Annotated in this window: 19 protein-coding genes; 10 read left to right on the plus strand and 9 right to left on the minus strand. The window is 71.1% G+C overall.

From position 1 onward, the window contains the following. Window positions 1-5: 5 nt before the first annotated feature. The 8 genes from ACFVIU_RS29455 to ACFVIU_RS29490 all read right to left on the minus strand — a co-directional run bounded on the left by ACFVIU_RS29455 (window position 6) and on the right by ACFVIU_RS29490 (window position 12,920). Window positions 6-1,331 carry an L-fuconate dehydratase gene (locus ACFVIU_RS29455; protein WP_385846211.1) on the minus strand — a complete coding sequence of 442 codons (1,326 nt, stop codon included), beginning with the start codon at window positions 1,329-1,331 and terminating at the stop codon, window positions 6-8. A 92-nt stretch (window positions 1,332-1,423) separates the two neighbouring features. After that, complete coding sequence (locus ACFVIU_RS29460) at window positions 1,424-2,464, minus strand: ABC transporter permease (RefSeq protein WP_385846213.1); 1,041 nt, start codon at window positions 2,462-2,464, stop codon at window positions 1,424-1,426. Next, the gene (locus ACFVIU_RS29465; RefSeq protein WP_385846214.1) at window positions 2,457-3,986 is read right to left on the minus strand and encodes a sugar ABC transporter ATP-binding protein; all 1,530 of its coding nucleotides are present in this window, start codon (window positions 3,984-3,986) and stop codon (window positions 2,457-2,459) included. Before ACFVIU_RS29465 ends, ACFVIU_RS29460 begins: the two co-directional genes overlap by 8 nt. A 49-nt stretch (window positions 3,987-4,035) precedes the next feature. Then, complete coding sequence (locus ACFVIU_RS29470) at window positions 4,036-5,097, minus strand: sugar ABC transporter substrate-binding protein (protein WP_385846215.1); 1,062 nt, start codon at window positions 5,095-5,097, stop codon at window positions 4,036-4,038. A 233-nt stretch (window positions 5,098-5,330) separates the two neighbouring features. Then, entirely contained in the window at window positions 5,331-6,473 is a 1,143-nt protein-coding gene (locus ACFVIU_RS29475) for an SGNH/GDSL hydrolase family protein (RefSeq protein WP_385846216.1), read from the minus strand. A 269-nt stretch (window positions 6,474-6,742) separates the two neighbouring features. After that, window positions 6,743-10,324, minus strand: coding sequence for a sodium/proline symporter PutP (gene putP / locus ACFVIU_RS29480; protein WP_385846218.1), 3,582 nt, complete (start codon window positions 10,322-10,324; stop codon window positions 6,743-6,745). Window positions 10,325-10,499: 175 nt separating this feature from the next. Continuing rightward, a complete protein-coding gene (locus tag ACFVIU_RS29485; protein WP_385846219.1) occupies window positions 10,500-11,144 on the minus strand; it encodes a dihydrofolate reductase family protein in 645 nt (214 codons plus the stop codon). Between the two features lie 147 nt (window positions 11,145-11,291). Beyond that, window positions 11,292-12,920, minus strand: a complete 1,629-nt coding sequence (locus ACFVIU_RS29490; RefSeq protein ID WP_385846220.1) for an IclR family transcriptional regulator C-terminal domain-containing protein — start codon at window positions 12,918-12,920, stop codon at window positions 11,292-11,294. 139 nt (window positions 12,921-13,059) lie between these two features. Between ACFVIU_RS29490 and ACFVIU_RS29495 the strand changes: the two genes are divergently transcribed. Genes ACFVIU_RS29495 through ACFVIU_RS29525 form a run of 7 tightly spaced genes read left to right on the plus strand, consistent with a single transcriptional unit; the run spans window position 13,060 to window position 19,529 of the window. Continuing rightward, the gene (locus ACFVIU_RS29495) at window positions 13,060-13,815 is read left to right on the plus strand and encodes a CoA transferase subunit A (RefSeq protein ID WP_385846221.1); all 756 of its coding nucleotides are present in this window, start codon (window positions 13,060-13,062) and stop codon (window positions 13,813-13,815) included. Beyond that, window positions 13,815-14,519 (plus strand): CoA transferase subunit B, encoded by a 705-nt coding sequence (locus ACFVIU_RS29500; RefSeq protein ID WP_385846222.1) that lies wholly within the window; start codon window positions 13,815-13,817, stop codon window positions 14,517-14,519. Before ACFVIU_RS29495 ends, ACFVIU_RS29500 begins: the two co-directional genes overlap by 1 nt. Further along, window positions 14,516-15,298: a protocatechuate 3,4-dioxygenase subunit beta gene (gene pcaH, locus ACFVIU_RS29505; protein WP_385846223.1), complete on the plus strand. Its 783-nt coding sequence runs from the start codon at window positions 14,516-14,518 to the stop codon at window positions 15,296-15,298. The genes ACFVIU_RS29500 and pcaH overlap by 4 nt, the downstream gene beginning before the upstream one ends. Continuing rightward, window positions 15,295-15,864 (plus strand): protocatechuate 3,4-dioxygenase subunit alpha, encoded by a 570-nt coding sequence (gene pcaG, locus ACFVIU_RS29510; protein ID WP_385846225.1) that lies wholly within the window; start codon window positions 15,295-15,297, stop codon window positions 15,862-15,864. Before pcaH ends, pcaG begins: the two co-directional genes overlap by 4 nt. Continuing rightward, entirely contained in the window at window positions 15,851-17,200 is a 1,350-nt protein-coding gene (gene pcaB, locus ACFVIU_RS29515; protein ID WP_385846227.1) for a 3-carboxy-cis,cis-muconate cycloisomerase, read from the plus strand. The genes pcaG and pcaB overlap by 14 nt, the downstream gene beginning before the upstream one ends. Continuing rightward, window positions 17,200-18,345 carry a 3-oxoadipate enol-lactonase gene (pcaD, locus tag ACFVIU_RS29520; protein ID WP_385846228.1) on the plus strand — a complete coding sequence of 382 codons (1,146 nt, stop codon included), beginning with the start codon at window positions 17,200-17,202 and terminating at the stop codon, window positions 18,343-18,345. Before pcaB ends, pcaD begins: the two co-directional genes overlap by 1 nt. Next, the gene (locus tag ACFVIU_RS29525) at window positions 18,342-19,529 is read left to right on the plus strand and encodes a 4-hydroxybenzoate 3-monooxygenase (RefSeq protein WP_385846230.1); all 1,188 of its coding nucleotides are present in this window, start codon (window positions 18,342-18,344) and stop codon (window positions 19,527-19,529) included. Before pcaD ends, ACFVIU_RS29525 begins: the two co-directional genes overlap by 4 nt. Window positions 19,530-19,562: 33 nt before the next feature. Here ACFVIU_RS29525 and ACFVIU_RS29530 read toward each other — a convergent pair whose 3' ends face one another. Further along, complete coding sequence (locus tag ACFVIU_RS29530) at window positions 19,563-22,694, minus strand: NACHT domain-containing protein (protein ID WP_385846231.1); 3,132 nt, start codon at window positions 22,692-22,694, stop codon at window positions 19,563-19,565. 646 nt (window positions 22,695-23,340) lie between these two features. On the opposite strand from ACFVIU_RS29530, the gene ACFVIU_RS29535 reads away from it, so the two are divergent. The 3 genes from ACFVIU_RS29535 to ACFVIU_RS29545 all read left to right on the plus strand — a co-directional run. Next, window positions 23,341-23,712, plus strand: a complete 372-nt coding sequence (locus ACFVIU_RS29535) for a DUF5132 domain-containing protein (RefSeq protein WP_385846232.1) — start codon at window positions 23,341-23,343, stop codon at window positions 23,710-23,712. A gap of 168 nt (window positions 23,713-23,880) precedes the next feature. Beyond that, window positions 23,881-26,175 carry an ATP-binding cassette domain-containing protein gene (locus ACFVIU_RS29540; RefSeq protein WP_385846234.1) on the plus strand — a complete coding sequence of 765 codons (2,295 nt, stop codon included), beginning with the start codon at window positions 23,881-23,883 and terminating at the stop codon, window positions 26,173-26,175. A gap of 108 nt (window positions 26,176-26,283) precedes the next feature. Beyond that, window positions 26,284-26,828, plus strand: a 545-nt coding sequence (locus ACFVIU_RS29545) for a condensation domain-containing protein (protein WP_385846235.1), incomplete at its 3' end; no start/stop codon positions are given.

Consider the following 26,828-nt stretch of genomic DNA (forward strand, 5'->3'; position numbering starts at 1 on the left):
GGGCTTCAGACACGGGCGGTCCAGACGGGGCCCTCGGGGTAGGAGTACTCCTTGAGGGACTCGGGGTGCATCTGCGCGCTCAGCCCCGGCAGCGTCGGCGCGAGGTAGTGGCCGCGGACGACGCGCACCGGGTCGATGAAGTGTTCGTGCAGGTGGTCGACGTACTCGATGACGCGGTCCTCGGTCGTGCCGGAGACGGCGACGTAGTCGAACATCGACAGGTGCTGGACCATCTCGCACAGGCCGACGCCGCCCGCGTGCGGGCAGACCGGCACGCCGAACTTCGCGGCGAGCAGCAGGATCGCGATGTTCTCGTTGACGCCGCCGACCCTCGCGGAGTCGATCTGCACGATGTCCACCGCGCCGGCCTGGAGGAGCTGTTTGAAGACGACCCGGTTCGCGACGTGCTCGCCGGTGGCGACCTTGATGGGGCTGACGGCCTCGTGGACGGCCGCGTGCCCGAGGATGTCGTCCGGGAAGGTGGGTTCCTCGATCCAGTACGGGTCGTAGGGGGCGAGGGCGCGCATCCAGTCGATCGCTGCGCCGACGTCCCATCTCTGGTTGGCGTCGACGGCGATGCGGATGTCCGGGCCGACCGCCTCGCGGGCGACGCGCAGGCGCCGTACGTCGTCCTCCAGCGAGGCACCGACCTTCAGCTTGATCTGGGTGAAGCCGTCCGCGACCGCCTCCCGGGACAGTCGGGCCAGCTTCTCGTCGGAGTAGCCGAGCCAGCCGGGAGTGGTGGCGTAGGCCGGGTAGCCGCGCTCCAGCAGCCGCGCGGTCCGCTCCTCGCGCCCCGGTTCGGCGCGGCGCAGGATGTCCAGGGCCTCCTCGGGGGTGAGGGCGTCGCTGAGCCAGCGGAAGTCGACCTGGGCGACCAGGTCCTCGGGCGGCATCTCGGCGAGGAACCGCCACACGGGTTTGCCGGCCCGCTTGGCGGCCAGGTCCCAGGCGGCGTTGACCACCGCGCCGGTGGCCATGTGGATGGCACCCTTCTCCGGCCCCAGCCAGCGCAGTTGGGGGTCGTGGACGAGGGAGCGGGAGAAGGCCCCGAGGTCGGCGCAGACCTCCTCGACCGACCGCCCCACCACGTGCGGGGCGAGGGCGGCGATGGCGGCGGCCTGGACGTCGTTGCCGCGGCCGGTGGTGAAGGCCAGGGCGTGGCCCTCCAGTCCGTCACCGGCGTCGGTGCGCAGGACGGCGTAGGCCGCGGAGTAGTCGGGTTCGGGATTCATCGCGTCCGAGCCGTCCAGGTGCTCGGACGTCGGGAACCGCACGTCCAGCACGTCCAGGGCGGTGATGCGGGCGGATGAGGGCACGGTGGAGGACATGGCGGCAACTCCTGTGAGGACAAGGGGGAACCGGTCCCCTTGCGACGGGACGTGGACACGGCGGAGGGCGGGCGGCCGGCGGGCCGCCCGGGTCACTCCTGGACCTTGCCGCCGGTGATGCGGGAGATGGCGAGGGCGACCAGGATGATCAGGCCGTTGAGCGCGCCGATCCACTGGGCGGGGACGCCCGCCAGCGTCAGCACGTTCTGGATCATGAACAGCAGGAGGATGCCGCAGAACGCGCCGAACATCGTGCCCTTGCCGCCGTTGAGGCTGATCCCGCCGATGACGGCAGCGGCGAAGACGGTGAAGATGTAGCCGTTGCCCTGCGCCGAGGCGACCGAGGCCAGGCGTCCGGAGAGCATCAGTCCGGCGAGGGCGGCGAGCACGCTGCCGGTGACGATGACGATCCACAGCACCCGGTCGGTGCGGATGCCGGCGGCCTTGGCGGCGTCGACGTTGCCGCCGATGGCGTACAGCGAGCGGCCGAAGCCGGTCCAGCCGAGGACCACGATCGCGACCGCGAACAGGGCCAGGCAGATCCAGATGGAGGCGGGCATCCCGAACCATTCGGCGGTGCCGATGTAGAGCATCGACGGCGGCAGCTGGAAGAAGGTCTGGCCGCCGGAGATACCGGTGAGGATGCCGCGCAGGACGATCAGCATGCCCAGGGTGACGATGAAGCCGTTGAGGCCGAAGCGGATGATCAGCAGGGCGTTGACGACGCCGACGAGGGCGCCCACGGCGAGGGTGACGGGGACGGCCCAGGCACCGGGGAGGAGGCCGAGTCCGTGTCCGGCGCCGGCCGGGACGACCAGCCACGCGGCGACGCCGGGCGCGAGGCCCATGGTGGACTCCAGGGACAGGTCCATCTTCTTGACGATCAGGATCATCGTCTGGGCGAGGACCAGCAGGGCCATCTCGGACATGGTCTGGAGGACGTTGATCAGGTTGTCGGCCTGGAGGAAGACCGGGTTGACGATCTGGCCGACGACCGCGATGACGACGATCGCGGGGACGAGGGCGAGGTCGCGCAGCCGGGCCAGGGGTATCCGGCCGCCGAGCAGCGCCGTGCGCCTGCGCCCGGGTGCCGCGGCCTTGGCGGCTTGGTCCGCGAGGACGGTGTCAGGCATCGAGGTCCACTCCTTCCATCGCGGCCACGAGGTCGTGGTCGTGCCAGCCGCGGCCGATCTCGGAGGTCACACGGCCCTGGAACATCACCAGGACCCGGTCGCACATGCGCAGGTCGTCGAGTTCGTCGGAGGCGACGAGCACTCCGGTGCCGGTCTTGGCGGTCTCCTCGACCTTGCCGAGGAGGAACTCCTTGGAGCGCACGTCCACACCCGCGGTCGGGTTGATCAGCACCAGCAGCCGCGGGTCGTCGGCCAGTGCGCGGGCCATGACGACCTTCTGCTGGTTGCCTCCGGACAGGGCGGAGACGGGCAGTTCGGGACCGGGGGTCTTGATCGCGAGGTTCTCGATCAGGTCCTCGGCGAGCCGGTCCCGGCGGCTGTGGTTGAGGAACCCGTGCCGGCCGAGCCGTTTCGGGACGGACAGCGTGGCGTTGTCCGCGATCGACATGCCGGGAACGAACCCCTGGTGGTGCCGGTCCTGCGGAACGAATCCGGCGCCTGCGGCGAGGGCCGCGGGCACGCTGCCCGGCCGGGGCCGGTTCCCGGCGATCCGCACCTCGCCCGCCCGGGGCGCCCGCAGTCCTACGACGGTCTCGGCGACCTCGGTGCGGCCGCTGCCGGCCGCCCCCGCGAGGCCGACGATCTCGCCGGCCCCGACCTGGAGGCTCACGTCGTCGTATGCGTCGCCCCGCAGGCCGCGGACGGTCAGTGCGGCCGTGGCGCCGGGGTCCAGGGTGCCGGTGCGTTCGTCACGCAGGCCGGCCGGTGCCTCGCCGGTCATGGCGGCGACCAGGTCGGCGCGGGGCAGTTCGGCGACCGGCGCGGTCAGGATGTGCCGGGCGTCCCGGAACACCGTCACCATGTCGCAGATCTCGTAGATCTCCTGGAGATGGTGGCTGATGAACAGGAAGGTCACGCCCTGGCGTTGCAGGTCGCGGATGCGGTCGAAGAGCCGGTTGATGGCGGCCGCGTCGAGCTGGGCGGTCGGCTCGTCGAGGATGATGAACCGGGCACCGAAGGAGAGCGCCCGTGCGATTTCGATGAACTGCCGCTGCTCGACGCTCAGTTCACCGGCCGGGGTCTGCGGGTCGACCTCCACCGACCAGGCCGACAGCAGCTCCTGCGCGCGGCGCCGGGTGGCCTGCCAGCTGATGAGCCGGCCGGCTCCGCGGTCGTGCCGGTTCAGGAAGAGGTTCTCGGCGACGGTCAGCCCGGGGATGATCGTCGACTTCTGGTACACGCAGGCCACGCGTCGCCGCCAGGCGTCGCGGTCGCCGAGCCGGGGCGCCGGCTCGCCGCCGAAGGTCACGGTTCCCTCGTCGGGGGCCTGAAGGCCGGTGAGGACCGACACCAGGGTCGACTTGCCGGCTCCGTTGCGGCCGACGAGCGCGTGTGTCTCGCCCGGCCTGATGGTGATCCGGGCCCCGTCGAGGGCCACCGTCGGACCGAACCGTCTGACGATGCCCGCCGCCTCGACGACGGGCGGGGCTGCGGGGGTGATGTCTCGCTCCCCGTCGCTCATCTCAACCGCCTTGTTCTCGTGGGCCGTTGGTTTCCGGTTCCGGGGGAGGTCAGCCGAGGTTGTTGCCCCACAGCGACGTGGCGTCGCTCTTGACGCTGGGCACGCCGCCGTAGGTGGCGCCGTCGGCGGTGACGAGCGGGGCGGGAAGCTGGTCCTCCAGCACGCCGTCGCGGACCTTGATGATGGTGCTGTCGTGGTCGGTCTTGCCGGGCTTGAAGCTCTTCCCGTCGATCGCGGCCTTCAGGTAGTACAGGGCGTACTTGGCGTACAGGTCGGCCGGCTGGGAGACGGTGGCGTCGATCTTGCCCTCGGCGATGGACTTGAGTTCCTCGGGGATGCCGTCGTTGGACACGATGAAGACGTGCTTCTTGTCCTTCGGGCCCACCAACAAGCCCTTCTGCTTGAGCACCTGGAGCGTGCCGGACAGGGCGAAGCTGGACTCCATGTAGACGCCCTTGACGTCCGGGTTGGCGGTGAGGTCGGTCTGGAGCTTCTGGGCGGCGACCGCGCCGTCCCAGTTGGTGGCCTCGCCGAGCACCTTGATGCCGGGGTAGTTCTTCTTCATGCAGTCGTTGAACGCCTCGGTGCGGTCACGGCCGTTGATCGAGTCGAGACCGCCCTCCAGCATGACGACCTTGCCCGTGCCGTTCAGCTTCGTGCCGAGGAACCGGCAGGCCTTCTCTCCGTAGGCGCGGTTGTCGGCCCGCACCACCATGAACACCTTGCCGCTGTCGGGGCGGGTGTCGATGGTGACGACGGGGATCTTCTTGGCCTCCAGCTGCGCGAGGGTGGGTGCGATGGCGGCGGTGTCCTGGGGCGCCATCGCGATGCCCTTGACGCCCTGGCTGATGAAGGTCTGGGCGTTGGCGGTGAGCTTGGCGACGTCGTTCTGCGAGTTGGTGGTCTTCAGGTCCAGGCCCAGTTGTTTGCCGTACTGGGGCGTGTACTTGATGTAGGAGTTCCAGAAGTCGGTGTCGGAGCGCGGGTAGTCGACCCCGACCAGCGGCTCGCCGCCCGACGACGCGGAGGTGGAGCCATTGCCGCACGCGCTGAGCAGAGCCAGTGCGGACAGGGCGGAGACGGATGAACAGAGGGCGGTTCTGAGTCTCATCGATGCTTCCTCGCGCTCGTCCCTGGGCGGGAGCCGTTTCGCCTCGGCGACAGCGGTGTGTTGCCGTGCGGTAGAGATGGGATGTTTATAGACGCGGCCTTCTTGCGATGTCCAGCCTTGTGCGTCAACTTCCTTGGATTATCTGGTTTTCAGCCGCCCCTCGGTGGGGGTACTACCCTGAGAGGATCAGGGATCCATCCCATCAATCCGCTGCGTGTCGGTTCCCGGTGCCGTCACCAGCCCGTCGGCAGGCCGGCGAGGAAGGAGGTGAGCCGGTCGGCGATGAGGCGGTCGTCGTGGGCCGAGTAGTGCCAGTCGCAGCCGAGGAAGTCCAGGCCCGAGTCGTCCAGGAGCCAGTAGCGGACCCGGCTGTCGCCGGCGTCGTTGCGCGCCTTGACCACCTGCTGGACATAGCCGGCGTACTTTCCGGCGCCCACCGCCACGATGGTCGTGCCTGCCCCGTAGCGCGACCGCAGCTTCTGCACGAAGTCGCCGTAGGCGGTGCGGTAGGCCGCCGCCAGGCTGTCGGGCGTCCACGGCTCACCGGGGTTGATGGCGGTGGAGAAGTCGTTGGTGCCCAGGTTGACCACCACCACCTGGGGGCGCCAGGTACCCGGGTTCCGCCAGACATCGCCCGGCGTGTTCAGCAGGGCACGGTCGTAGAAGGTCCGGTACGTCACGTCCGGCGAGCCTCCGTTGTAGTTGCGCACCATGCCGAGGCCCGAGTAGCCGTTGATCTGGTAGTCGGCGTTCAGCCGCCGGGCGGTGAGGGCGCCGTAGCTCACATCGGCGTCGGTGTTCCGCTTGAGCTGGTCCGCGGTGCAGGTACGGGAGGTCGAGAGGTTGCCGTAGCCCACCGTGAGGGAGTCGCCGATGAACTCGATCTGGCGGCTGCGGGCCGCAGGCCTGCTCAGTACGGCACCACCGGGCGCGGCGACGAAGCCTCCGAACGCGCTGGTGCTCCACGGGGTGTCGTTGCGCTTGACCAGCCGGACGGTGTGCGTGCCGTTCGACAGGCCGTTGATCCAGTGTGTGGTGTTGCCGGGCGTGACGAGCGTGGCGACGGTGGATCCGTCGATCTGGACGTCGTAGTCGGCGGCCGAGTCGTCGAGGACGATGCCCACGCCGGTGCCGCGGACGCGGCCCTCGAAATACACGCCGGGCCAGCTGTACCGCACCGAGCTTCCGTCGTCCTCGACCCGCCCCGCGGTGTGCACCTGCGCCAGCACTCCCGCCTTGTACCGCGCGCTCGTGTCCACGGTGGCCGCATGTGCCGTCCCGGCGGCGCCTATGCCGGTCAGCAGTCCCACCATCAGGGTGGTCACCACGGTGAGCACACCCGTACGCCTGCCACGCCACTGCATCCTGAGTGTCATACCCGCACACGATATTGTCGAAGCGCTTCGCAAGTAACCGGGCGGCGACGCTTCGTGGTCGGGATCGGCCGCCATGAGGACAGGGCCGTTTCGCTAGGGCCTCTCTTTCGGATCTTGCCGGCGTCGCGGGCCCTGGCACGCACATCTGCGGCGTTGTCGTCACTCTCCCCCACGCTCGGCTTCGCTCGCGCGGGGGGACCCCCATGACCCCGCTCGGGTCGGCCGAGAAGGCGCCGGCACCGCAGCCGACCTGATCCGAAAGAAAGGCCCTAGGCGATCGGGTCGGCCTGGGTGGTCTGCTCCGTCCAGATGATCTTGCCGTGGGCGGTGTAACGGGTGCCCCATCGGTGGGCCAGCTGGGCCACGATGAGCAGGCCGCGGCCGCCCTCGTCGGTGGTCCGGGCGTGCCGCAGGCGTGGCGAGGTGCTGCTGCCGTCGGAGACCTCGCAGATCAGGCCCCGGTCCTGGATCAGCCGCAGCACGACGGGTCCGCTCGCATGCCGGATGGCGTTGGTGACCAGTTCGCTGACGATGAGTTCCGTGGTGAACGTCAGGTGGGAGATGCCCCAGTCGGTCAGCTGACGGGTGGCGAGGCTGCGGGCGTGCGCGACGGCGGCCGGATCGCTGGGCAGGTCCCAGGAGGCGACCTGCTCCGGGGCCAGCACCCGGGTCCGGGCGAGGAGCAGGGCCGCGTCGTCCATGGGCGGACCGTTCAGGAGACTGTCGATCACACTGCGGCCGGTCTCCTCCAGGGTCGGCCGGGGCACCGCGAGAACATCGCCGAGCCGGGCGATCCCGACGTCGATGTCCCGGTCGACGGACTCCACGAGGCCGTCGGTGTAGAGCGCGATGAGGCTGCCCTCGGCCAGTTCGGTCTCGGTGGCCTGGAAGGGGAGATAGCCCAGGCCGAGGGGTGGTCCGGCGGGAATGTCCAGGATCTCCGCCTCGCCGCCGGGTCCGACGACCATCGGGGGCAGATGACCGGCTCGCGCCATGACGCACCGCCCGCTGACCGGGTCGTAGACGGCGTACAGGCAGGTGGCGCCCAGGAAGGCGGCGCCCGGCGTCTCGCCCTCGGCCGCCGCCGGCGCATCGGTGTACGCTCCCATGAGACCGATGACCAGGTCGTCCAGATGGGCCAGCAGCTCGTCCGGGGAGAGGTCGAGGTTGGCGAGCGTACGGACGGCGACGCGCAGGCGCCCCATGGTCGCGGCCGCGTTGATGCCGTGCCCGGCCACGTCTCCGACGACCAGGGCGATGCGGGCACCGGACAGCGGGATCACATCGAACCAGTCGCCGCCCACGCCACTGGGGGCGTCCGCGGGGAGGTACCAGGAGGCCGCCTCCAGGGCGGAGCCCCCGTGCAGGTCCTGCGGGAGCAGATAGCGCTGCATGGAACGGGCCGCGCTGCGTTCGCGGGTGAACCGGCGCGCGTTGTCGATGCACACCGCCGCACGGGAGACGAGTTCCTCGGCCAGACGTACGTCGTCCTCCTCGAAGGGCCCCAGCCGCCCGGAGCGGGCGAAGGTCGCCACGCCCAGGGTGACACCGCGGGCCCGCACGGGGACCACCATCACCGAGCGGAGGCCGTAGTGCAGGAGCGAGGCGCCCAGCGTCTCGTCCACGGTCACCCAGGGGCTGTCCTTGGCGTCCAGGACCCGTTCGACCAGGGTTCTGCTCTCCATCAGACAGCGGGTCACGGGCGACGCAGGGGCCCGCCGGACCGTCTCCCCCACGGCCAGGGAGGCCTCGGGGCAGCCCTCGCGCACCGACTGCTGGGCCGCGCGTCGGATGACCGGCTCCATGCCGACCGGACCGGGGGCCGGCTCCTCGCCGCGCATCACCGAGTCCAGCAGATCGACGGCCACGAAGTCGGCGACGGCCGGCACCGCGTCGTCGGCGAGTTCCTGCGCGGTCCGCGACACGTCCAGGGTGCTGCCGATGCGGCTCGCGGCGTCGTTGAGCAGGGCCAGGCGTTCCTGGGCCCGCCACCGCTCGGTGATGTCGATGATCATGTACCAGACGCCCACGTTCTGGCCGTGGCGGTCCTTCATCGCGAAGAAGGAGACGGAGATCGCGCGGCTCCGGTCGGGCTGCGAGAAGTTCGCCCCCCGGTATTCGTAGTCCATCACCGGAGTGCCGGTCTCCAGGACCTGGCGCATCTGCTCCTCGAAGGCCTCGGCCTCGGCCTGCGGCAGGACCTCCACCAGCCGCCGCCCCAGCCGCCGCTTCATCGGGATCTGGTGGTCGAGCCACTCGTTCACCCAAACGTAGCGCAGGTCCGTGTCGAGCACGGCGATGCCGACCGGCGCATGGGTCAGGAAGGGCGTGAGCATCAGCTGGCTCACCCCGCCGCCCGGCATCCGCCAGAAGGCCCGTTTCGGGGGCCGGCCGACGAATCTGCCGAAGAAGAGTGCGGCGGGCGTGGCGACCAGGACGCCCGGAAGCATCTCGTAGACCCCCGACCAGGGGGGACCGAGCAGCGGACCGACCTCTTTCCACACCAGCACCGTGGCCGCACCGGACAGGATCCCGGCCATGGCTCCGGCCCAGGTCATGCGCGGCCAGTAGAGCGAGAGCACGACGACCGGACCGAAGGCGGCTCCGAAGCCCGCCCAGGCGTAGCCCACGATGCCCAGCAGCCCGCCGCCTCTGAGCGCGATCAGCGAGGCCACCAGCGTCACGCCGACGACGGCGGCGCGGCCCACCCACACCAGCGAGCTGTCCGAGGCGCGCCGGTTGAGGAACGCGTGGTAGAAGTCCTCGGTGAGGGCCACGGACGACACCAGGAGCTGGGAGTCGGCGGTCGAGATGATCGCGGCGAGTACGGCGATCAGCATCATCCCCGCGCCCCACGGGCTGAACAGCATGCGGCTCAGGGTGATGTACACCGTCTGCGGGTCGTGCAGCGGCGTACCGGCCTGCGCGGCGCCCAGCAGCCCGACGAGCGTGGCACCGGCGAGTACGACGACGACCCAGCCGGTCTCGATACGGCGGGCCACGGGAACGGCGCCGGTGCTGCGGATGCCCATGAAGCGGGCCAGGATGTGCGGCTGGCCGAAGTAGCCGAGGCCCCAGGACAGCAGCGAGATGATCGCAACGGCGCCGAGCGACCCGCCGTGCGCGGACCACTTGCCGTCGCTCAGGTCGACCTTGGCGCCCATGTCCAGCAGGCCGGGGCTCTTGCCGTTGAGGGAGTCGCGCAGCGCCCCGAAGCCGCCGAGCGCCGAGAGACCGACGACGGGGAGCACGAGCAGGGCCAGGAACATCAGCGTGGCCTGTACGACATGGGTCAGGCTCACGGCCAGGAAGCCGCCCAGTCCCGAGTAGACGACGATGACCAGGGCGGTCAGGGCCACTCCGAGCCGGAACCCGGCACCGAAGATGTGGCCGAACAGCACTCCGCCGGCCACCAGCCCGCTGGCGACGTAGAAGGTGAAGAACACGAGGGTGACCGCCGCGGAGACCAGCCGCAGCATCCGGGTACGGTCCTCGAACCGCTCCTCCAGGTACGCCGACAGGCTCACGGCGTTCCCGGCGCGCTCGGTGTAGGTGCGCAGCCTCGGCGCGACGATCAGCCAGTTCAGATAGGTGCACACCACCAGACCGACCGCGATCCAGCTCGCCCCCAGACCGGCCACGTACACGGCCCCGGGAAAGGCCAGGAAGAGCCAGCCGGACATGTCGCTGGCCCCCGCGGACAGTGCCGCGACGAGCGCGGGGAGCCGGCGGCCGCCCAGGGCGAAGTCGGCGAAGGTGTGGGTACGCCGGTAGGCCCAGACACCGGTTCCGATCATGACGGCCACGTACACGAGGAACGTGACCACGATCTGCGCACTCAAGTCGGACATAATGCCTCGCCTGCGAGGTTCATGACCATGGACACGGCCGTCGCACACCGGACGGCCGTTTCTGGGCCTACAAGGCAAATCTACAGATTCCGGCCACCACTGGCCGACAGGGAGCCCGTCCCGGCCGCGACGAGCAGGCCTGTGTCACCCCCTGTCATGCGGCCATGGCCTCGTGTCACCTTCGCCAGAACAGATGGTGGGTCACCCCGCTCGGGCTGGGGACGACCTCCAGATGGAAACGGTCGCGCAGCTCGTCGGGGGAATCCCAGAGCCGCAGGCCGGAACCGAGCTTCACCGGTGAGACCGCCACATGCAGGGTGTCCACGAGGCCGGCGTCGAGGAACTGCCGGATGGTGGTGACCCCGCCGCCGAGCCGGACGTCCTTGCCCTGCGCCGCTTCCCGTGCCCGTGCGAGGACCGTGGCCGGGTCGGCGTCCACGAAGTGGAAGGTGGTGTCGGAGAGGGTGAACGACGGACGCGGGTGGTGCGTCATGACGAACACCGGCGTGTGGAACGGGGGCTCCTCCCCCCACCAGCCGCGCCAGGCGTGGTCGTGCCAGGGCCCGCGCTGCGGCCCGAACTTGTTGCGGCCCATGATCTCGGCACCGATGTTGCGTGCGAAGTCCCGCGTGAAGTAGTCGTCCAGGCCCCGGCTCCCCCCGGGATCCGTGCGCATGGGCCAGCTGGCCGTGGCGCCGGCCCAGGAGAACAGCCTCTCGGCATGGTCGAGGCCGAACGGTCTCTCGAGGCTCTGGTGCTCACCGGCAGCGACGCCGTCACTCGAGACGTTGAAGTTCATGACCCTCAGCAGTTGCTCCATGTGTTCCTCACCAGTCCTGTCGCGTCGTCGTGCGGCAGGGCGCCGCACACAGGGATGTCGAACGGGATCCGGCGGGATCGACAGCGGCCCGCGACTTTTTTGTCACGGCCCGGCTCCGAACGCCGTGACGGCCCGCCCGCCCGGTGCTCAGCGCGCGCGGGTGCCGAGGACCGCCGCCGCGTCCGCCGTGATCTCGGCGGCCGTGGCGAGCAGCGCGGGCAGGATGGCCGTCCGCGCCTGCTCGACGGAGGTGCGTCCCGAGTGCAGGGCGACGTTGACCGCCGCGACGACCTCCCCGTCGGCGCCCCGCACAGGGACCGCGATCGAGCAGAGGCCCTGCTCCAGCTCCTGGTCGAGCACCGCGTGGCCGTCCCGGTCCACCTGCTCCAGGATGCGCGCGAGCTCGTCGCGGCCGGTGACCGTGTACGGGGTCAGGGGCAAGAGGTCGGCCGCGGACAGCCAGGCCGCGCGCTCCGCGGCCGGCAGTCCGGCGAGCAGGACCCGGCCCATCGAGGTGGCGTGGGCGGGGAAGCGGGTGCCCTCCGTGATGTCGACGCTCATGATCCGGCCGGCCGCGACCCGGCTCACGTATCGGATGTCGGGGCCGTCGAGCACCGCGAGGGAGGCCGATTCGCGTACGTCGCGTACGAGCGCGGCGAGGTGCGGGCGGGCGATGTCGCCGAGGGAGAGGCCGGACAGCAGGGGGTAGCCGAGGTCGAGCACGGACGGCAGAAGCGTGAACCGGCCGTCGTCGCAGGTGGCGTAGCCGAGCTGCTCCAGGGTGAGCAGGGACCGGCGGGCCGTGGCGCGGGCCAGCCCCGTGGCCTGCGCCACCGCGGACAGCGTCAGACCGGCGCCGGAGCGGCTGCCGAGAGCCGTCAGTACGGCGAGCCCCCGGGCCAGCGACTGGAGGTACTCGGGGCCGAGTTCCCGCTTGGCGTCGGCGGTCGGGTCCGGATCGCCGGCGGGGGCGGCCGGAGGTGCCGTTCGTACGGCGGCGAGCGCGTCGGACATCAGGGCCGCGGTGTGCCGCAGCGGTTCCAGGGCGTGCTCGCGCAGGCCTTCGGCGGTGTGGCGGCTGGTGTGGCTGACCACGCTGAGGGCGCACAGGGTGCGGCCGTCGGCGTCGCGGACCGGGACGGCGAGGGCGACCAGACCGGGCTCGACGAGCTGGTCGTCAAGGGCCCAGCCGCGTTGGGCCGCGGCGGCCGCGAGCGCGCGCAGCTCCGCGTCGTCCAGGCGCGGGCGGTAGGGGCCGGGCAGCGCCGGGAAGTCCTCGGGCCGCCGGGAGCGGCGTGCGGCGAACCGCTCGCCGGGCCAGTTGGCGGCGAACAGCGCGCCGGGGGCGCAGCGGTCGGCGGGGAGCGCATCGCCGACCCGGAAGGAGACGGACAGGGCGCGGCGCCGGGTGTGCTGGACGACGAAGCGGACGGCGTCGCCGTCGGGCACCGCGACGGAGACGGACTCGTCCAGCTCGTCGGCGAGCCGCGCGGCGAGCGGGCCGGTGGCGGCGGGCACACCGCAGGCGCGCAGATAGGCGGTGCCGAGGGTCAACGCACGGGGGGCGAGGGCGAGTTCGCGGTCCTCCTCGCGCAGGTGGCCGAGGCGGACCAGGGTGGTGGCGATGCGGTCCACGACCGACCGGGCCAGGCCGGTCTCCTTCGCCAGCGCGCTTGCGGTCAGCCGCCCTTGAGGAGACCGGGCCAGCAGCCGGAGGACCGTGAGCCCCCGTTCCAACGGGCCGACCGGCGCCTCGACTGCGCCGTTCTGCGTCATTCGTCCTCCGTGCGCGCGCGGTGCACCCGTTGACAAGCCGACGGCGGCGGATGGACACTCGCAACCATCTCCATTTATGAACTTTAGTTCACTGGGCGAACACCCGCAACGTCTCACGCCGACGAACGGACGGACGTCAATGGACAAGGTGGTTCCCTCGGCCGAGGCGGCCGTCGCCGACATAGGCGACGGCGCTTCGCTGGCCGTGGGCGGATTCGGGCTCAGCGGAGTCCCGAACGTACTCATCGACGCGCTCCACCGGCAGGGCGCCGGCCGCCTGAGCGTCGTATCGAACAACTGCGGTGTGGACGGCGGAGGTCTCGGGACGCTGCTCGCCTCGGGGCGGATCGCGCGGGTCGTCGGCTCGTACGTCGGCGACAACAAGGAGTTCGCCCGCCAGTACCTCAGCGGCGAGCTGGAACTCGAACTCACCCCCCAGGGCACGCTCGCCGAGCGGCTGCGGGCCGGCGGCGCGGGCATCCCCGCCTTCTACACCGCGGCCGGGGTGGGCACCCTGGTCGCCGAGGGCGGACTGCCCTGGCGGTACGCCGCCGACGGGAGCGTCGCCGTCGCCTCGCCGGCCAAGGAGGCGCGCGACTTCGACGGGCGCCCGTACGTCCTGGAGCACGGCATCACCACCGACTTCGCGCTGGTCCGCGCCGCCCGGGGCGACCGCCACGGAAACCTGGTGTTCGCCAAGGCTGCGCGCAACTTCAACCCGCTCGCCGCGATGGCCGGCCGGGTCGCGATCGCCGAGGTCGAGCAGCTCGTCGAGCCCGGCGAGATCGATCCCGACGAGGTGCACCTGCCCGGCGTCTTCGTGCAGCGCGTCCTGGAACTGACCCCCGAGCAGGCCGCCGACAAGGGCGTGGAGAAGAGGACGGTGCGCGGCTGATGCCCTGGACACGCGACGAGATGGCGGCCCGCGCGGCCCGTGAACTGCCCGACGGCGGCTATGTCAACCTCGGCATCGGGCTGCCCACCCGGATCCCCGGCCACCTGCCCGACGGCGTCGACGTCGTCCTCCAGTCGGAGAACGGCCTGCTCGGCGTGGGCCCCTATCCGACCGAGGACGAGGTCGACCCCGATCTGATCAACGCCGGGAAGGAGACCGTCACCGCCGTCCCCGGTGCGGCGTTCTTCGACTCCGCGCTGTCCTTCGGCATGATCCGCGGCGGCCACATCGACGTCGCCGTGCTGGGCGCGATGCAGGTCTCCGCCCAGGGCGACCTCGCCAACTGGGCCGTCCCCGGCAAGATGATCAAGGGGATGGGCGGGGCGATGGATCTCGTGCACGGCACCCGCAGGGTCATCGTGCTGATGGAGCACACCGCCAAGGACGGCTCCGCGAAACTCGTGGACCGCTGCACCCTGCCGCTCACCGGCCGGGCTTGCGTCCACCGGATCATCACCGACCTCTGCGTCCTCGACGTCACCGAGGACGGACTGCGCCTGGTCGAGCTGGCGCCCGGGGTCACTCCCGAGGAGGTCCGCCGGCGCACCGCCACCGAGGTGCACGGCCTCGACGCCGTCCGCACCGGCGAGGAGAACCGCACCGTCGGGCCAGGGGCTGGCCCTCGTCCTGGAGCGCTGACATGACACACCCGCACCTGCCCCGGCAGGCCCCCGTCCCGGACCAGGCGACCCAGGCGATCATCGACGCCGAGATGGCCGCCGTACCCCCCAGCGGTGCCGTCCATCCCGACCGCGCCTATCCGCCGTACCGCAGCAGCGTCCTGCGTCACCCCCGGCACTCCCCCGTCACCGTCCAGGGCGATCCCGACGCCGTGGAACTCACCGGCCCGGTCTTCGGGGTCACCGATGTCACCGCCCTCGACTCCGATCTCACCCGGCAGCACGCGAACCAGCCGCAGGGCGAGCGGATCACGGTCGGCGGACGGGTCCTCGACCGTCAAGGGCGCCCGGTCCGGGGCCAGTTGGTGGAGATATGGCAGGCCAACGTCTCGGGCCGGTACGCCCATCAGCTCGATCAGCACCCGGCCCCGCTCGACCCGAACTTCACCGGCGTGGGCCGCTGCCTGACCGACGACCAGGGCCGCTACCACTTCACCACGGTCAAGCCCGGCGCCTATCCGTGGCCCAACCACCGCAACGCGTGGCGCCCCGCCCACATCCACTTCTCCCTCTTCGGCACCGCCTTCACCCAACGGCTGGTCACACAGATGTACTTCCCGGGCGACCCGCTGTTCCGGTACGACCCGATCTTGCAGTCGGTCACCGACGCCGCCGCCCGCGACCGCCTCGTGGCGACCTACGACCACGATCTGTCCCGCCCCGAGTTCTCGCTCGGGTACCGCTGGGACATCGTGCTCGACGGCCCCGCCGCCACCTGGACCGAAGGAGACCCGCAGCCGTGACACCGCCCGAAGGAGTCACCGCCTCCCAGACCGTCGGGCCCTTCTACGGGTACGCACTGCCGTTCGCCGGCGGCGGCGACATCGCACCCGTGGGAGACCCGCGGACCATCACCCTGCACGGTGTCGTACGCGACGGCGCCGGCGCGCCCGTTCCCGACGCGCTCCTGGAGTTCTGGCAGGCCGCCCCGGACGGCTCGCGCACCGGAGCGCCCGGCTCCCTGCGCCGCGACCCCGTCACCGGCGCGGTCATCGGCCGCGACGGCACCACCTTCACCGGGTTCGGACGCGTCCCGACCGACGCCGACGGCCACTACGCCGTCCGCACCCTGCCGCCGAGCCCCGACGCGCCCTACCTCAGCGTGATCGTCTTCGCGCGCGGGCTGCTGCACCATCTCCACACCCGCGCCTACCTGCCCGGCCACCCGGACGACGCGCTGCTCGCCGGGCTCCCCGAGCACCGGCGGGCCACCCTGGTCGCCGCCGAGGAGCGGGACCGGGTGCACCGCTTCGACATCAGGCTCCAGGGGGACGACACCGAGGAGACGGTCTTCCTTGAGTTCCGCTGACACCACCGCCCACGAGGCGTCCGACGTCGGACTGCTGTCCCCCGGCTGGGCCGGCTCGCCCGTGGCGGCGGCGACCGGCGACCGCGCCTTCCTCCAGGCCATGCTGGACGCCGAGGTGGCACTCGCCGACGCCCTGGGCGCACCGGAGTCCGTACGGCGCGAGATCGGGGCGGCGGCGCGCGCCGACCGCTTCGACCTGCGCGCCCTCGCCGAGCGGGCGCGCGCGGGCGGCAACCCGGTGATCCCCCTCGTCGCCGACCTCCGGGCGGCGGTGAACGACGAGGCGGCCGCCTGGGTGCACCGGGGCGCCACCAGCCAGGACATCCTGGACACCGCGCTCATGCTGGTCGCCCACCGCGCCCGAGCGCTCCTCCTCGCCGACCTCGACACCACGGCCGAGGCCCTGGCGCGGCTCGCCACGGCGCACCGGAGCACCCCCATGCCGGGCCGTACGCTCACCCAGCACGCCGTGCCGACCTCGTTCGGCCTCAAGGCGGCCGGCTGGCGCCATCTGGTCCTGGACGCCAGAGACCGCCTCGCCTCGCTCGTCCTGCCCGCGCAGCTGGGCGGGGCGGCCGGCACGCTCGCCGCTCTCGACAGCCGTGTCGACCTGCTCGCCGCCTACGCCGCCCGCACCGGCCTCGCCGAACCCCTGCTTCCCTGGCATGTGCTGCGCACGCCGGTCGCCGAGCTGGGCACGGCCCTGGCCCTGGCCGGCGGCGCGCTGGGCAAGCTCGCGGCCGACGTACTGCTCCTCTCCCGCACCGAGACGGCTGAGGTGAGCGAGGGCACGGGCGGCGGTTCCAGCGCGATGCCGCACAAGGCCAACCCGGTCCGGGCCACCCTGATCGCCGCCGCGGCACGCCGCCTTCCGCAGCACGCCGCGGTGCTGCTGTCGTCGCTCGCGGCCGAGGACGAGCGCCCCGCCGGCGCCTGGCACGCCGAGTGGCAGACGGTCCGCGACGCGCTGCGCCTGGCGGGCGGCGCCGCCCGGGACGCGGCCGAACTCACCGCGGGGCTGCGGGTCCACGAGGACGCCATGCGCGCCGACCTGGGCCTGACCGAGGGCCTGATCGTCTCCGAACGGCTGGTGGCGGCCCTCGCGGAGTCCGTCGGCCGGCCCCGGGCACAGCTGCTGCTCACGGACGCCGCACGCGACGCCGCGACCGGCCCGCGGCCGCTGGCGGACGTCCTGGCGGCCCTGCCCGCCGTACGGGACGCGCTCGGCCCGGACCGGCTGCACGACCTGCTGGACCCCACACGGTACCTGGGCGCCGCGCCGGAACTGACGGACCGTGCGCTGGAGCGTACGGCACACCCCCACAAGGAGAGCTGATGCCTCTTCTGCACCATGTCGTCGAGGGCCGCCCCGACGCGCCCCCACTCCTCCTCGGCCCGTCGCTCGGCACCAGCCTCCGGCTGTGGGAGGCGCAGGTGCCGGTGCTGGCCCGCGGCCGGCGGGTCGTCCGGTACGACCTTCCCGGGCACGGCGGCTCCCCGGCGTCCCTGCTGCGGGAGAACTCCGTCGCCGCGCTCGGCGGCCTCGTCCTGGACCTGGCGGACGCGCTCGGCGTGGACCGGTTCGCGTACGCCGGGGTGTCCCTGGGCGGCGCGGTCGGCGCCTGGCTCGCCGTCCACCACCCCGAGCGCGTCGCGCAGCTGGCCCTGGTGTGCACCTCGGCCCGCTTCGGCGAGCCGGCCGCCTGGCGCGAGCGGGCCGCACGCGTCCGCTCCGAGGGCGTGGCGTGGCTCGCCGACTCGGCTCCGGCCCGCTGGTTCGCGCCCGGGTTCGAGGACACGGAAGCCACCCGGGCGCTGGTCGCCGACCAGCGGGCCGCCTCGCCCGCCGGTTACGCCGCGTGCTGCGACGCCCTGGCCTCGTACGACCTCGGTGACCGGCTCGACCGGATCACCGCCCCCACCCTGGTGATCGCCGGCCGGCAGGACGCGGCCACACCGCCCGCGCATGCGCGCCGGCTCGCCGACGGCATCGCCCGGTCCACCCTCCTGGAGATCGACGGCGCCGGCCACCTGGCGCCGGCCGAGCAGCCGGCCCGGGTGCTGACGGCGCTGACGGGCCACTTCGGCATCACCGAGCACGGGGACGGGACGGCCGTACGGCGTGCGGTGCTCGGTGAGCAGCATGTGGCGCGGGCCACCGGTGCCACCACCGCCTTCACCGCCCCCTTCCAGGACTTCATCACCCGCTACGCCTGGGCGGACATCTGGACCCGGCCCGGTCTGGACCGCCGGACCCGGAGCTGCATCACCCTCACCGCCCTGGTCGCCGGCGGGCACTACGAGGAACTGGCCCTGCACGTCCGGGCGGCCCGCAGGAACGGCCTCACGGTCGCCGAGATCCAGGAGGTGCTGTTGCACAGCGCGGTGTACTGCGGTGTGCCCGCCGCCAACCAGGCCTTCGCCGTCGCCGACCGCGTCCTCGCCGAACTCGACGTACTCGACGAAGAGAGCGCCCCATGACGATCCCCTCCCACACCACGGTCGCCGTCGTCGGCGGCGGCCCGGCGGGGCTGCTGCTCGCCCGGCTGCTGCACCGGGCCGGCGTCGACTGCGTGGTCCTGGAGTCCCGGGACCGTGGCTACGTCGAGCAGCGGCAGCGCGCCGGCATCCTCGAGCAGGGCACGGTCGACGCCCTGCGCGACTGCGGCGCGGCCGGGCGGCTGGACCGCGAAGGCCTGGTGCACGACGGCGTGGAACTGCGCTGGGGGCGCCGCGGCCACCGGATCGACTTCCCGTCGCTCACCGGTGGCCGCCGGGTCTGGGTGTACGCCCAGACCGAGGTCGTCAAGGACCTGATCGCCCTCCAACTGGCCGACGGGGCACCCCTGTTGTTCGAGGCCGAGGTCAGCGCGGTGACCGGAGCGGACACCGGGCGGCCCGTCGTCCACTACACCCACGAGGGCGTCGCGCGGACCCTGGACTGCGCGTACGTGGTGGGCTGCGACGGGTTCCACGGTGTCGTCCGCAAGGCGATACCCGAAGGGGCACTGCGGACCTGTGAGCGGGTCTACCCGTACTCGTGGTTCGGCATCCTCGCCGACGCACCGCCGGCCTGCGACGAGCTGGTCTACGCCCACTCGCCGCGCGGCTTCGCCCTGCACAGCATGCGCTCGCCCTCGGTGAGCCGGCTCTACCTCCAGGTCCCGAACGGCACCGATCCCGCCGCCTGGAGCGACGAGCGGATCTGGGACGAGCTGGAGGAGCGCTTCGCAGTCGACGGGCCGTGGCGTCTCAACCGCGGCCCCATCACCCAGCGTGCCGTCCTGCCGCTGCGCAGCCATGTCACGGAGCCGATGCGCTGGGGCCGCATCTTCCTGGCCGGCGACGCCGCGCACATCGTCCCCCCGACCGGCGCCAAGGGCCTCAACCTCGCCGCCGCCGACGTCGTCGTGCTCGCCCGCGCCTTCACCGACTGGGCCGCCACCGGCACGACGGCCGCGCTCGACGCCTACTCGGACACCTGCCTCCGGCGGGTCTGGCGGGCGGAGCACTTCTCCTGGTTCATGACGACGACGATGCACACGGCCCCGGACCAGAACCCGTTCGACACCAAGCTGCAACTCGCCCAGCTCGACCGGATCGCCACCTCCCCGCACGCGGCGGCGGAACTGGCGGAGAACTACGCGGGTCTCCCGGTGGCCTGACCCGCCCCGGGCGGCACCGGCTGTCCGGGCCGGCTACGCGGACGGCGTGCGGGTGCGCTCTGCCATCGCTCTCCAGAAGCGGCGCAGTTTGCGGCTGCTCATCCCCTGCCAGCCCGCTCTCTTGCGTCGGGGCCTTCGCCCGGACACCAGTGTCAGCTGCTGCCGGCAGAAGGGTTCACGCAGTTCACCGGCCGGCTGTTCCCCCTTCGCGGGATAGGGACACAGCTCGAACTTGCAGCCGCGCAGGCAGCAAGTGCCGGGCGCGGCCCTCCCCGGCATGCCGACCGTTCGATCGGGGTGCAGGACCGTCCGATCCGACGTGAGGCAGGGCGGCAGTTCCGTCCGGTTGGTCCGCTGGAGGCGCTCGTCGACCGAGATTCCGTCCCGCTCCGTGAGGTTGAGCAGCAGCAGTACGTCGGCGAGGAGTTGCTGGGCCCGGGGGTGCAGCGTGCTCCAGCCCACGGACGGGGGGATCCACAGGTTGTGTTTGCGATAGACCTTCGGATCCGCGGGACTCGAGCCGATCTTCAGAGTGGCCCCCGTCTCGTCGATCCAGATGAACCGCTCCGGATGCCCGGTCTGGAGCGCCAGTGCCGCGAGGTCCCCGGCCTCGGCTACGAAGGGGTGCAGGCGCTTTCCGCCCTTCACCGTCAGTTCGTCGGCGGGCCGGTCACCGGGAGCCTGCTCGGAGCCGGCCATGCTCAGCCAGCGCTCCACGGCCCGCAGCGACTCGGCCCCGTGCCGGCTCCCGTCTTTCGCGCTGTCGGGGTCGTCGTCGCTGTCCTGAAGCTCCCACAGGCACAGCGCGTGGATGAGCGTGAGCTGCGAGTACCAGTAGCGTGCGTGGGTGAGCATGCGTTCCGCCTGCTCGATCAGGAACTCGCGGGTCTCGTTGGAGGTCGCGGGGTGCCGCCTGCGGCGGTTCGCGGCCCCCTTGAACCCCTGAGCGAGAGCGATCTCCAGAGATATGGGAAGGTCGGCCCGTCCGGTCGCGGGGTTGGGGACCAGGTGCCGCAGCCAGAGATCCATACGTTCCCTGGCCACACTCCTGCGGTCGACGCCCACGGAACCCACCACCATGGGAACCAGCCACGCCCTGGTGACGAACTGGCGCCAGATCTCGACCGCGTCGGTCGGCTTCTCCGTCTGCTGCCGGGCCGGAGGGCTGAGCTTCTTCTCGCGTTCCAGGCCCTCCCAGTATTTCTGGTCGGCCATGGCCTTTCTGTACTGCTCCCAGGGATCGTCGGTTTCGGAGTCCGAGTCCTCCCTCTTCTTCGGCCAGGGAAAGAGCTGGCGCACGGCGTCGAACGCGTGGTCGCCTCCCGCGCCCATCTCCTGGGCGATAGCGAGCCTGACGGGATAGCTGGGCTCTTTCCAGCTGATCCTCATCAGATCGCTGTAAGCCGGTTTCTCCCATGCCTGGGAATCCGCACCCTTGGCTGCCTCGTCCAGTCGGCGCGCCGCCTCGCCGAAGCGCTGCACGAGCCTCAGCTTCGCGTCGTCGAGCGTCCTCGCGTCGCCGCCCTTGAGTTCGGGCCAGCGCTCCCGAACTCTGCGCGCGATATCCGCGTGAGCCGAGTCGCCGATCTTACCGGTGTCGATCTCCAGTGCCGCCGCGTACAGCTCGAACGCCTTCTCGTCCTCGCGGCCTTCGGCAGCCTTGAGGAGCAGGTCCACAGTGGACCGCTGCGGCGCCTCTCCGTTGTGCCGCGAACGCATGATCAATGCGATGAGGAGTTCACGAGCCGGGTCGGCCAGTGCCTCCTTGAGAACAGAATCGGAATTCTCCTGGACAGCGTCGAGGAAACTGGAGCCGAGATATGCCTGGAGAATACTGTGCGGAAACCTCACCTTGTGGCTGTACGCCTCCACCAGGCCAAGCTGATCCCCTTGCGCCGCAAATCGCGACAAGGTAGCTCGCCAGCACCCCTCCGAGGCGTCACGCCCCGGCAGGCCGCTGACCCGCTTTCTCAATTCGTTGACGATCGCCGGATAGCGAATCTCCGGATACCGCCAGCCTCTCTTTTTGCCGCTCCAGTTGACCAGCTCGGCGAAATTGACCTCCTGCCGGTCCCGGAGCAGACCGATACACGCCATGGCCGAGATGACCTCGACGGTTCTCACCCGCTGCTCGTGCGGGATGTCGAAGCGCTCGCGCAGATGGCCACGGACCAGGGCGTCGACCCATGACCGCAGCAGCCGCAGCCGGATCCCCGCGCGGTCACCGCCCCGCGTGTCCATCTCCCCCCGGTCGCGGGCGCCCTCGTAGTGCTCGAGCAGTTGGCGCTGTTTGAGCTGACGGGCGACCTGCAAATACAGGGGTGACTCCGCGACGGCGGCCGTCTCCACGATCCAGTCCAGCCGCCGGCCCTCGGCACCGGAGTTCTGCTGCCCCAGGTAGGTGAGCGCGGCCTCGTCGCTGAGCGGCTCCAGATCGATCACGGCCGCCCGTGTGCCTTCGACCGCGGCATGCGGGCGGGAGGCGATCACCAGGGGAATCCCCTGCTGCTCCGCTCGTTCGATGGCGTAGCGGATCAGTCCGTCCCGCTCCGCCTGGCGATCGTCGTCGCTGAACGCCTCTTCCAGTCCGTCCGCGATGACGACAACCTTGTCGTCCATGCAGAGCTGTCGCCAGATGCGTTCGGCCTGTGCCCTGGAAATCACCCCTGGGTCCACCAGGTCGCAGAACCGCTTTTTGGCCATTTCGCTGAAATTCAGCTCGCTACCGTCGAGGTCGATTCTCCGCAGATGGATGGGAACGGGGAGCACTCCCTTTTTGGCCAGTACCTGCGTCAGCTGCACGAGTACCGCCGTCTTTCCGCTGCCGACTCCGCCGACGAGCAGATACGGCCGACGCCAGCGACGGTTGCGAAGGGCCTGGGCCATCACCGAGCACAGTTCTTCCCGGCCGACGACCTCGTCGACGATCGTCCCCGCCGTCGGTACCAGTTTCCGCGGGGTCTTCCTGGCGATGCGACGCACCCGATGGATCGTCTTGACATATCGCAGAGTGAGAAACGTTGCGAGACTCAGGGCAAAGGCGAGAAATGGCGTGGCGAAACTGATGACGACACCACAGGACTCAGTCTTATGTTCACAGCGATGGTCAACAGCACCGGGTTGGTTGTTGACGATCGCATAGATGGCCCACGCCAGCCAGCCCAAAAACAGAACTGCGGCACAGTAGGACAATATCCTGATATATGTCGCGGGCGTCCTCCGCAGGCGCCAACGCCGGGCGAGCGGGACCCTGCGCTTGGCTTCCCGTTTAATTCGAAACATTCTCGATCTCTGGGGCCAGTAAGTGCCCACCCGAGACCAGAACCGTTTCCCGTGCAGACGGAGCGACTCGTTCGCCGGCCGGTACTTCCCTTCAGGGCGCCGGATGATCTGACTCATCTTGGCCTTCCCTCGGTGACCCGACTGGGTTGGTGCCAGGAACCAGGCTACGCGGTCCGGGATGACCCCGCACCTCGCCGTCGGTGCGGACGCACACCCGCAAACCTTCCGTATATAGGAAAATCATATTGACCATCGCTTCATGAGTATGCACCCTGCAACCAACGTGGCCCGGAAAGATCAAGAGCACTCGCATGAGTGAACCAGTCCGCACCATTTGGCTTCGACACACATGACTCGACTACGGTGATGGAAGAGCGGGTGCTGGGCCCCATCGACAAGAATTTCCGGCCCAGCCAGGGAACCCCGAAATCTGGAAATGGGTGCTTCCTTCCGCCCATCTGTGTGCTGCTTCGGTGTTCGCAGCACCCGGGCTCCCTGTCATACGTATGCGTAGAGAGGATGGAGCATCATGCCGCCCGTAGTACCGCCCTTCCTGGTCGGCCTCATCGCCGCGCCACTGGCCAAGCGTCTCCTCAAGCCGCTGGTGCGCGGCGTCGTCAAGACCTCCGTCGGCCTCGTCCTCGAGGTGAAGAAGGCGACCCTCGAGGCCGGGGAGAACATCCACGACCTGGCCGCCGAGGTGGCCGCCGAGATGATGGCGGCGCAGATCGCCGCCGGTGACGTCGACGCCGGTTCCGGTGACGGCCGGCAGGCCGCCGTCGAAAGCACCGCCCCGAAGAGCGAGAAGGACGAGGCCGCCGCCCGGGCCGAGGGCGAGGCGAGGGCTCCGAAGATCCGCGCGACCGCCGGCGCGGGCGCCGGCGCCGGCAAGACGCGCTGACGGTTCGGCGGTCCGGGCCGCTGCTCGGGTGCAGAAAAATGCACCCGAGCGGTGGTCGGTCCCGAATCCGCTGGTCGCATCGCTTTTCCCCAGAATTACCACTCTGCCGCATGAATGCGTCGTGCACGTGACGGATTCTGCAACCTCCGCAAACAGGGGATCGTACACATGACATCTCTGCTGGGTGCCGCAGCCGGATATCACCCCTTGGATGTGGACGTGCGCCCGCGTTCGGTCATTCCGGGCCGCCAGCGCTGGGACGTCAGGCCCGTTCTCGGGCGGCCACGGGCGGCCGACGTCCTCGCCGCGACCCTGCGACGCCTTCCCGGCATCACGGAAGCGAAGGCCAGTCCGGTCACCGGCGGCGTCCTCGTCCGGCACGACGCCCGGCTAAGAGCGACGGACGTCGGCCGGCTCGTCCGCAGAGCCGTCACCCTGGTCCTGGAGGGACAGGCCGGTGCCGGGGGCCCGGCGCCGGCCGGACCCGCCGCCGAGTCGGCCCCGCGCGCGGAGCGCGGTGTCGTGGGTCCCGTGCTCGCCGTCGGGGGCGGGGTGGCGGCCGGTGTCGCCCTGCTCCGCGGGTCGGCGCTGAGCAAGCAGCTGGTCGCGCTGGGCGGAGTCGCGGCGGCGACCGCGGCCGTCGTCCGGAAGGCCTGGCGCAGTACGGCCGAAGCGACCCGTGACCTGCCCGGAGCGGACACCGGGCCACACCCCCTGCTGGAGATCGTCGGACCGCACCGCGGGCGGCTCTACCGCGCCTCCGCGCTGTCGGTCGCCTGTCAGGTCTCGGAGATGGCACTCGGCACCTTCCTCGGCTGGACCGCACTGGTCCTCATCAAGGGCGAGGCCGCACCGCTCGTCCGCTTCGGGCTGACGACCGCGTCCGCCCAACTGTGGGGCCTGGCAGGGCTCGTGACCGCCGCCTGTGCCGCCGTGGCGGGCCTGTCGTACGCCTCGAACCTCCAGTGGCGCCGGCTCGGCCAGGACATCGAGCACGACTGGCGCAACCGGACGTACGCCCATGTGCAGCACCTCGAACTGCGGCACCTGGAGGGCGAGCGGACCAGCCGGATCGCCGGCGCGCTCACCGACGACGTCCGCCAGCTGGGCACCTTCTTCGCCACCTCGGCCAACGACGTGCTGCAACTGGGCACCAGCGTGGCCCTCCTGGTGCCGGTGTTCCTGCTGCTGGCCCCGCAGATCGCCTGGATCGCGTTCCTGCCCATCCCGGTCATCGCCTGGCTGTCGTTCCACTACCAGGACAAGGTCACGCACGACTACGCCGTCTCCGGCGAGCGCCGCGCCAGACTGCACAGCCAGTTGGTGAACACGCTGGAGGCCGGCGCCACCGTCAAGAGCTCCTGCACCGAGGACTACGAGGCCGAGCGCATCGACCGGCTGAGCGGCGAGGCCCGGCAGAGCAACGAGCAGACCGACCGGAGCACCATCCGCCACGCCGAGATCGTGCGGGTCTGCACCACCGGCTCGATGGCCGGGACCCTGCTGATCGGCGGCCGGTCGGTACTCAACGGCAGCCTGCCGTTCGAGGTGTTCAGCCCGCTGATCGGACTGCCCCAGATGGTGCTGCTGCGGATGAACCGGCTCGGCGGCATCGTCGACCAGTACCAGCGCACGATCACCGCCTACGACCGGGTCCGGCAGCTGCGCGCCCTGCCCGCCGAGACCGACGGCACCGGCGGACCGCTCGACGTCGAAACGGTGCGCGGGGAGGTCGTCCTGGACAACGTCACCTTCGCCTACCCCGGCCGGCCGCCGGCGCTGGAGGATCTCTCGCTGACCATCCCCGCCGGTCAGGTCACCGCCCTCGTCGGCGCCACCGGCTCCGGCAAGACGACCATCGCCAAACTGCTGATGCGCTTCCAGGACACGGAGTTCGGCAGCGTGCTGCTCGACGGGCGGGACGTGCGCGACCTGCCCCGGCACGACCTGCGCCACGCGATCGGCTTCGTCGCCCAGGACCCCTTCCTCTTCGACGGCACCATCGCCGACAACATCCGCTACGGCAGCTTCGACGCCTCGGACAAGGCCGTGGTCGAAGCGGCGATGCTGGCCGAGGCACACCCCTTCGTCGCGACCCTGCCGAAGGGCTACGACACCGTGATCGGCGAACGCGGCGCCGCACTCTCCGGCGGTCAGCGGCAGCGCATCGCCCTGGCCCGCGCGATCCTCAAGGACGCGCCGGTCGTGATCCTCGACGAAGCCACCTCCGCCGTGGACAACGAGACCGAGGCCGCCATCCAGCGCGCGCTCCGCGGCTTCGCGGCCGGCCGGACCATGGTGATCATCGCCCACCGGCTCTCCACCGTGCGGCACGCCGACCGGATCTACGTCATGGACAAGGGCGGAGTCGTGGCCGAACAGGGCACCCACGACGAACTCCTCGCCCAGCACGGACTCTACGCATCCCTCTGGCAGCTCCAGGCCGGCGAACTCGCCGGCTGACCCCACCTGCCGCACCACCCCCCGAACGCCGGCCGCGTGACATCACCGCGGCCGGCGTGTCCCGGCGCGCCCAGCGACCCCGCCGCCCACATCTCTGGAGGTACCCCCATGTCCCGTCGCGACGGCGACGTCCTTCCCCTGACGGCGGCCCAGCGTGAGATCTGGCTCGCCGAGCAGCGCGCGCGGACAGCGCTCGAGGCCTACCGCATCGGGGATTATCTGGAGGTCCACGGCCCGGTCGACGGGGAACTCCTGGAGACCGTGCTGCGCCGGGTGGTCGACGAGATCGACGCCCTGCACGTGAGTTTCGTCGACGACGGGCAGGAGCCGCGGCAGATCGTCCGCGGGACATGGGACTGGCGGCCGGCCCTGCTCGACCTGAGCGCGGAGCCCGACCCCCGGGCGGCGGCCCTGGCATGGATGGCCCGGGACCGGATGCGTCCGCTCGACCTCGCCCGCGATCCGCTCTTCAGCTTCGCGCTGATCAGCCTCTCGCCGACGCACCACCTCATCTACCAGAACTACCACCACCTGGTCATGGACGGGTTCGGCCTCTCCCTCGTGGGGGGGCGGGCGGCCCCGCGGTTCGCGGGGGGGGGCGGCGGCGGCCCCGGGGCGCGGGGGCCCGGCGGCGGGCGGGGGGGCCTGCACGG

Source organism: Streptomyces sp. NPDC127190, from assembly GCF_042672505.1.
GTDB lineage: Bacteria > Actinomycetota > Actinomycetes > Streptomycetales > Streptomycetaceae > Streptomyces.